This is a genomic window from Klebsiella sp. 141161, from assembly GCF_050600815.1.
In the GTDB taxonomy this organism is placed as follows: domain Bacteria; phylum Pseudomonadota; class Gammaproteobacteria; order Enterobacterales; family Enterobacteriaceae; genus Klebsiella; species Klebsiella aerogenes.
Map to the genome: position 1 here is coordinate 72667 of NZ_JAQIRN010000013.1, position 7442 is coordinate 80108.

Below are 7442 nucleotides of genomic sequence, written 5' to 3' on the forward strand. Positions count from 1 at the left end.
TCCCCAGCGCGAGGAAGAGGCTGATACGCTTAGTGCGCCTGACCGCGTTCGATACCGATACCGGTTTGCGAACGGATGAACTGAGCGCGGAACTGCTCGCGCTCGCGCATCCCTTCGGCGGAGTTATCGGTAATCGAGAACAGCCAGATGCCGATGAACGCGATGGCGATGGAGAACAGCGCCGGGTATTCATACGGGAAGACGGCTTTCTCGTGTCCGAGGATCTGCACCCATATAGTCGGGCCGAGGATCATTAGAATCACCGCGGTCAGCAGGCCGAGCCAGCCGCCAATCATCGCGCCGCGGGTGGTCAGTTTCGACCAGTACATCGACAGCAGGATAATCGGGAAGTTACAGCTGGCGGCGATAGAGAACGCCAGGCCGACCATGAAGGCGATATTCTGGTTTTCGAACAAAATCCCCAGCAGAATCGCCACCACGCCAAGGATCAGCACGGTGATTTTCGATACTTTCAGCTCCTGACGTTCGGTCGCGCCTTTACGGAACACGTTAGCGTAAAGATCGTGAGAGACCGCCGATGCCCCCGCCAGCGTCAGTCCGGCGACTACCGCCAGAATTGTGGCGAACGCCACCGCCGAGATAAAGCCGAGGAACAGGTTACCGCCGACGGCATCCGCCAGATGTACTGCCGCCATGTTGTTGCCGCCGATAAGCTGTCCGGCCGCGTCTTTAAACGCCGGATTCGCCCCCACCAGCATGATCGCGCCAAAGCCGATGATAAAGGTCAGAATATAGAAGTAACCCATGAAACCGGTGGCGTAGAACACGCTCTTACGCGCTTCTTTGGCGTCGCTGACGGTGAAGAAACGCATCAGAATATGCGGCAGGCCCGCGGTACCGAACATCAAGCCGAGACCGAGCGACAGCGCCGATATCGGGTCTTTCACCAGCCCGCCGGGGCTCATGATCGCCGCCCCTTTCGGGTGGACCGCCATCGCTTCAGTGAACAGATTATTGAAACTGAACCCGACGTGCTTCATCACCATAAAGGCCATAAAGCTGGCGCCGAACAGCAGCAGGACCGCTTTGATAATCTGCACCCAAGTGGTGGCAAGCATGCCGCCGAACAGCACGTACAACACCATCAGCACGCCGACCAGCACCACCGCCACGTGGTAGTTGAGGCCGAACAGCAGCTGGATGAGCTTACCGGCGCCAACCATCTGCGCGATCAGATACAGCGCCACCACCACCAGCGAACCGCAGGCGGAGAGGGTGCGAATCGGCCCCTGCTTCAGGCGATAAGACGCTACGTCGGCAAAGGTATAGCGGCCGAGGTTACGCAGGCGTTCGGCGATCAGGAACAGGATAATCGGCCAGCCGACGAGGAAGCCGAGCGAGTAGATCAGACCGTCGTAGCCGGAAGTGTAAACCAACGCGGAAATGCCGAGGAACGAGGCCGCGGACATAAAGTCGCCGGCAATCGCCAGACCGTTCTGGAAACCGGTGATATTGCCGCCTGCGGTGTAGTAATCGCTACGCGAACGTACGCGTTTTGACGCCCAGTAAGTGATATACAGCGTCAAGGCGACGAAAATCACGAACATGATAATCGCCTGCCAGTTGGTCGGCTGACGCTGCACCGCGCCGGTAATGGCATCGGCGGCGTTGGCCGCGAAAGGGAACGTGGCGGCAAGCGCCGTCAGGACTTTTTTCATGATGCTTGCACCTCGCTAATCACGCTTTTGGTCAACTTGTCGTATTCGCCGTTTGCCCGCCAGACGTAAATCCCGGTCAGAACGAAGGAGATGATAATGACGCCGATGCCAATAGGGATGCCGCGGGTGACGCTGGTGCCTTCATGCAGCGGCGTTCCCAGCCAGCCTGGCGCGAAGGCGATAAGCAAAATAAAACCTACGTAAATGACCAGCATAATGACTGACAGAATGGCGGCAAACCGTTGCCGTGATGCAACTAACTCCCTGAAATTCGCACTATTTTCTATCCGCTGACAAATTTGTTCATTCATCTTAGCGTCTCCAGAGGTAACCCTTATGTCATCCATCGGCTATCCGTCGGCAACAGTGACCCGCCCGACGTTATTACGTCGAGTAGCCGCTGGTTTACCGCTTTCCTGCTGAACAGAATCCTTGGGGGGAGTTTATGTTTTTAACCTCTCCCTCCTAAGAGGGAGAGGGGGGTAGGTATCGTGTTAAGAAGGCATCGCAATGGCCTGCTTCTCTTTGAGCAGTTTGTCCACTACGCCCGGATCGGCCAGCGTCGAGGTATCCCCGAGATTACTGGTATCGCCAGCGGCAATCTTACGCAGAATACGGCGCATGATTTTGCCGGAGCGGGTTTTTGGCAACGAGTCGGTCCAGTGCAGTACATCCGGCGTCGCCAGCGGGCCAATCTCTTTGCGCACCCAGTTACGTACTTCGGCATACAGTTCCGGCGTCGGCTCTTCACCGTGATTCAGCGTCACGTAAGCGTAGATGGCCTGGCCTTTGATGTTATGCGGAATGCCGACCACCGCCGCTTCGGCGATTTTCGGATGCGAAACCAGCGCGGATTCAATTTCCGCGGTGCCCAGACGGTGGCCGGAGACGTTCAGTACGTCATCGACGCGACCGGTTATCCAGTAATAACCATCTTCGTCGCGACGGGCGCCGTCGCCGCTAAAGTACATATTTTTAAAGGTCGAGAAGTAGGTCTGCTCGAAGCGTTCATGATCGCCAAACAGGGTACGCGCCTGGCCAGGCCAGGAGTCGGCGATCGCCAGGTTGCCCTCGGTCGCGCCTTCCAGCGGCGTCCCTTCGTTGTCCACCAGCACCGGCTGGACGCCGAAGAATGGACGCGTGGCGGAACCGGCTTTCAGCTCGGTGGCGCCCGGCAGCGGGGTAATCATGAAGCCGCCGGTTTCGGTCTGCCACCAGGTGTCCATCACCGGGCACTTCTCGTTGCCGATCTTCTTCCAGTACCACTCCCAGGCTTCCGGGTTAATCGGCTCGCCGACCGAGCCGAGAATGCGCAGTGAGGAACGATCGGTACCTTCGATAGCTTTGTCGCCTTCCGCCATCAGCGCGCGGATCGCCGTCGGCGCGGTGTACAGAATATTGACCTGATGTTTGTCCACCACCTGGCACATGCGCGCCGGGGTCGGCCAGTTTGGCACGCCTTCAAACATCAGCGTGGTGGCGCCGCAGGCCAGCGGGCCGTACAGCAGGTAGCTGTGACCGGTGACCCAGCCCACATCGGCGGTGCACCAGTAGATATCGCCCGGATGATAATCAAAGACGTATTTGAAGGTGGTCGCCGCATACACCAGATAGCCGCCGGTGGTGTGCAGTACGCCTTTCGGCTTGCCCGTTGAACCGGAGGTATAGAGGATAAAGAGCGGGTCTTCGGCGTTCATTTCCACCGCTTCATGCTGGTCATCCGCTTTTTCAATCAGATCGCTCCACCACAGATCGCGACCTTCCTGCCAGTCGATTTTGCCGCCGGTGCGTTTGAGTACCACCACGTGCTCGATGCTGGTGACGTGCGGATTTTTCAGCGCATCGTCGACGTTTTTCTTCAGCGGGATGGCGCGACCGGCGCGTAATCCTTCGTCAGAGGTGATCACCAGGCGAGCGCTGGAGTCGATAATACGACCGGCAACCGCTTCCGGCGAAAAGCCGCCGAAGATAACCGAATGGATGGCGCCGATGCGCGCGCAGGCCAGCATAGCGACGGCGGCTTCCGGCACCATCGGCATATAGATAGCAACGACATCGCCTTTTTTAATGCCCAGATCGAGCAATACGTTGGCAAAACGGCAAACATCGCGATGGAGTTGGCGATAAGTGATGTTTTTGCTCTTGCTGGCGTCGTCGCCTTCCCAGATGATCGCGGTTTGGTCGCCGCGCTCGTGCAGATGGCGGTCGAGGCAGTTGGCCGCGAGGTTCAGGGTGCCATCTTCATACCATTTGATGGAGATGTTTCCCGGGGCGAAAGAGGTATTTTTTACCTGCGTATAGGGCTTAATCCAGTCGAGGATTTTGCCTTGCTCACCCCAGAAGGCATCTGGGTTGCTGATGGATTGTTGGTAGTTCACCTGGTACTGTTGCGGATTCATCAGGCAATGTTCCGCAATCTCTGCGGGAATAGGGTGTTTATGTATTTGGCTCATGGCTTTTTTTCTCCTTTAACTTGTTAAATATATGTCAAATAACCGTTAAGAATAGGGGCTTTATGAGCTTTGTTTACTATTTGGGGGGCAGATCACGCATTGATTAAACTGAATGAAATTCAATCAAATGAAACTTTGAAGTGAAATAATTTACAGCGTGGATTTATAGAAACTGAATGTGTTAAATATTTTTTATAACAAATACTTATGCAATGTAATGCGCTGAAATGGGCGGATTTATGCAGAAAACCAGAGGAAAGCCCTGTTCTTAAAGGCTTGCGCAGCATGCCGTGCAAATGATACTGATATTGCGCGTTAAATAACCCCATAAAGCAACGCAACACAATTCATACCCCTTTCAGTGGGTGCCATTACCTCCCGGAATGGTGCCTTTCATTGAGGAAGTCAGTAGTGATGAAAAAAACAAAAGTCAGCCTGGCCTGGCAGATTTTGCTAGCCCTGGTGCTTGGCATACTTCTGGGCAGCTACCTGCATTACCACGCCGAAAGCCGTGATTGGTTAATCTCAAACCTCCTGACCCCGGCGGGCGATATCTTTATCCACCTGATTAAAATGATTGTCGTCCCGATTGTCATCTCGACGCTGGTGGTGGGCATTGCGGGTGTAGGCGACGCCAAGCAACTGGGCCGCATCGGCGCCAAGACCATTATCTATTTTGAAGTGATCACCACGGTGGCGATTGTGCTGGGGATCACCCTGGCGAACGTCTTCCAGCCGGGTAGCGGCATTGATATGTCGCAGTTGGCGGCGGTCGATATCTCGAAATATCAGAACACCACCGCAGAGGTGCAGAGCCACGCTCACGGCCTGATGGGGACTATCCTGTCGCTGGTGCCGACTAATATCGTCGCCTCGATGGCGAAAGGCGATATGCTGCCGATTATCTTCTTCTCGGTGCTGTTCGGTCTGGGGCTTTCTTCCCTGCCGTCTACTCACCGCGAACCGCTGGTGACCGTGTTCCGCTCCATCTCCGAAACCATGTTTAAAGTGACGCACATGGTGATGCGCTATGCGCCGGTCGGGGTCTTTGCCCTGATCTCGGTGACCGTCGCCACCTTCGGCTTCGCTTCGCTGTGGCCGCTGGCTAAGCTGGTTATCCTGGTTTACTTCGCGATTCTGTTCTTCGCGCTGGTGGTGCTGGGTATCGTGGCGCGGGTATGTGGGCTGAGCATCTGGATCCTGATTCGCATCCTCAAAGATGAGCTGATTCTGGCTTATTCCACGGCGAGCTCCGAGAGCGTGCTGCCGCGTATCATTGAGAAAATGGAAGCCTACGGCGCGCCGGCCTCAATCACCAGCTTCGTGGTGCCGACCGGGTACTCCTTTAACCTCGATGGTTCGACGCTATATCAGAGCATCGCGGCGATCTTCATCGCCCAGCTGTACGGTATCGACCTCTCCCTGTGGCAGGAAATCACTCTCGTGCTGACGTTGATGGTGACTTCAAAAGGCATCGCGGGCGTACCGGGCGTCTCCTTCGTGGTGCTGCTGGCGACCCTGGGTAGCGTGGGGATCCCGCTGGAAGGGCTGGCGTTTATTGCCGGCGTCGACCGTATCCTCGATATGGCGCGTACCGCGCTGAACGTGGTCGGCAACGCGCTGGCGGTGCTGGTTATCGCTAAGTGGGAACATAAGTTTGATCGCAAGAAAGCGCTGGCGTATGAACGCGAAGTGCTGGGCAAGTTTGATAAAACCGCCCAATAAGATGTCAGAGCCCGGCCATTCGCGCCGGGCTTTTTTTAGCCTTTGGTTATCCTGTCGAACTCTTCACATCCGGTATCAAACCCCTCCTGACAGCTGACGTTAAGCCAATGCAGCGCTTTTTGCGGGTTTGGTTCGATAAAACCTTTCTCTCCCTGCTGGAACATCATCCCAGCCCAGTATTCGGCATAGCCGGTGCGCGAAAGCGCCGAGCTGCCTTTGAAGTACTGCGCGGCCTTGAGGTCATCTTCCGGCGGCAGCACGCCGCTGGCGTAGATAAGCCCCAGTAGCATCTGCGCATCGACGGCAGAGTCGCTCTCTTCATCTTTGGCCGCATCCTGCAGCAGCCTGATGGCGTGCGCATAATCGGTGGGGCCAGCCTGCTGATTGACCAGCACGCGGGCGAGGATAATCTCGCCGGCCTTGCTGCCGGCCTGCACGGATTTTTCCGCTAGCTGTCGGGCCTGCTGATAGTCGGCCTGTTGCGGGTTACGGATTTTAAGCTGAGCCAGCAGCGCCAGCGCGTCGCCATCGCCCTGCGCCGCCGCTTTCTGCGCCCAGTATTCAGCCTGTTGATAGTTGCCGGAGCTAACCCAGGTATCCGCCAGATAAAACTGCGCGCGCGGATCGCCAGCTTCGGCCTGCTGTTGGTATTGGCTGCCCGGATCTGCAGCGTCTGCGGCGAAGGTTGTCAGCGCCAGCAGTAAATAGAGGTATTTCATTTTTTTATTATCAGTAAGGAAGACCCCCGCAGTATAAAGGGAGGCGGAAAAGAAGAAAATGGCGGGAATTAGCGGGGTGAATACCCGGATAGCGGCGCATAGCGCCTTATCCGGGCTACGGTTCGGTAGTCGGTTGGTAGCCCCGGTAAGCGTAAGCGCCACCGGGGGAGGGTTGGTAAGGCCGCCGAACCTTAACCCATCGCGCTTTCGCGCAGGCGGGCTTTCAGCTTGTTGTACTCGTCGATCACGTACTGCTCCGCCGCGCGCTGATCGGCAATCCGCTCAACGTTAACCGCGCAGTACTTGTACTCCGGCGTTTTGGTTATCGGGCTCAGGTTCTCCGACACCAGCTCGTTACAGGCGCCGATCCACCATTGGTAGGTCATGTACACCGCGCCTTTATTCGGCCGATCGCTGACCTGCGCGCGGGTGATGATGCGCCCCTTACGCGAATTGACCCACACCAGCGCTTCATCCTCGATGCCTAACCGTTCGGCGTCGGCGGTGTTGATTTGCGCATAGCCCGGTTCATCCGCCAGCGCCGCCAGCGCCGCACAGTTGCCGGTCATCGAACGGCAGGAGTAGTGACCGACTTCGCGTACCGTTGAGAGCACCATCGGGTACTCGTCGGTGAGCTTATCGATCGGCGCGACCCAGTCGCAGGTGAAGAACTGCGCCAGCCCGTTCGGGGTATCGAACTTCTCTTTAAACAGATACGACGTCCCCTGGTCGGCGTCGGACTCATCGCGGCATGGCCACATGACATAGCCGAGCTCGCCCATTTTTTCATAGGTAGCGCCGTAGAAGTCCGGGCACAGATGCCGCAACTCATCCCAGATCTCCTGGGTGTTGTTGTAGTGCATCGG

General features: G+C 56.7%; 6 protein-coding genes. 1 reads left to right on the forward strand and 5 read right to left on the reverse strand.

Annotation, left to right across the window (positions count from 1 at the left end):
* Positions 1 to 29 precede the first annotated feature (29 nt).
* The 3 genes from actP to acs form a co-directional block, all read right to left on the reverse strand.
* Positions 30 to 1679: a cation/acetate symporter ActP gene (gene actP, locus PGR79_RS23255; RefSeq protein ID WP_213317920.1), complete on the reverse strand. Its 1650-nt coding sequence runs from the start codon at positions 1677 to 1679 to the stop codon at positions 30 to 32.
* Entirely contained in the window at positions 1676 to 1990 is a 315-nt protein-coding gene (locus PGR79_RS23260) for a DUF485 domain-containing protein (RefSeq protein WP_113375010.1), read from the reverse strand. The genes actP and PGR79_RS23260 overlap by 4 nt, the downstream gene beginning before the upstream one ends.
* A gap of 183 nt (positions 1991 to 2173) precedes the next feature.
* Positions 2174 to 4132: an acetate--CoA ligase gene (gene acs / locus PGR79_RS23265; protein ID WP_430922596.1), complete on the reverse strand. Its 1959-nt coding sequence runs from the start codon at positions 4130 to 4132 to the stop codon at positions 2174 to 2176.
* 414 nt (positions 4133 to 4546) lie between these two features.
* Here acs and gltP point away from each other — a divergent pair, with 414 nt between their 5' ends.
* The gene (gene gltP / locus PGR79_RS23270; RefSeq protein WP_045398139.1) at positions 4547 to 5857 is read left to right on the forward strand and encodes a glutamate/aspartate:proton symporter GltP; all 1311 of its coding nucleotides are present in this window, start codon (positions 4547 to 4549) and stop codon (positions 5855 to 5857) included.
* A gap of 35 nt (positions 5858 to 5892) precedes the next feature.
* Here gltP and PGR79_RS23275 read toward each other — a convergent pair whose 3' ends face one another.
* A complete protein-coding gene (locus PGR79_RS23275) occupies positions 5893 to 6576 on the reverse strand; it encodes a tetratricopeptide repeat protein (protein ID WP_430922598.1) in 684 nt (227 codons plus the stop codon).
* Positions 6577 to 6767: 191 nt separating this feature from the next.
* Positions 6768 to 7442: molybdopterin oxidoreductase family protein (locus PGR79_RS23280; protein WP_430922600.1), on the reverse strand; the 675-nt coding region annotated here is incomplete at its 5' end.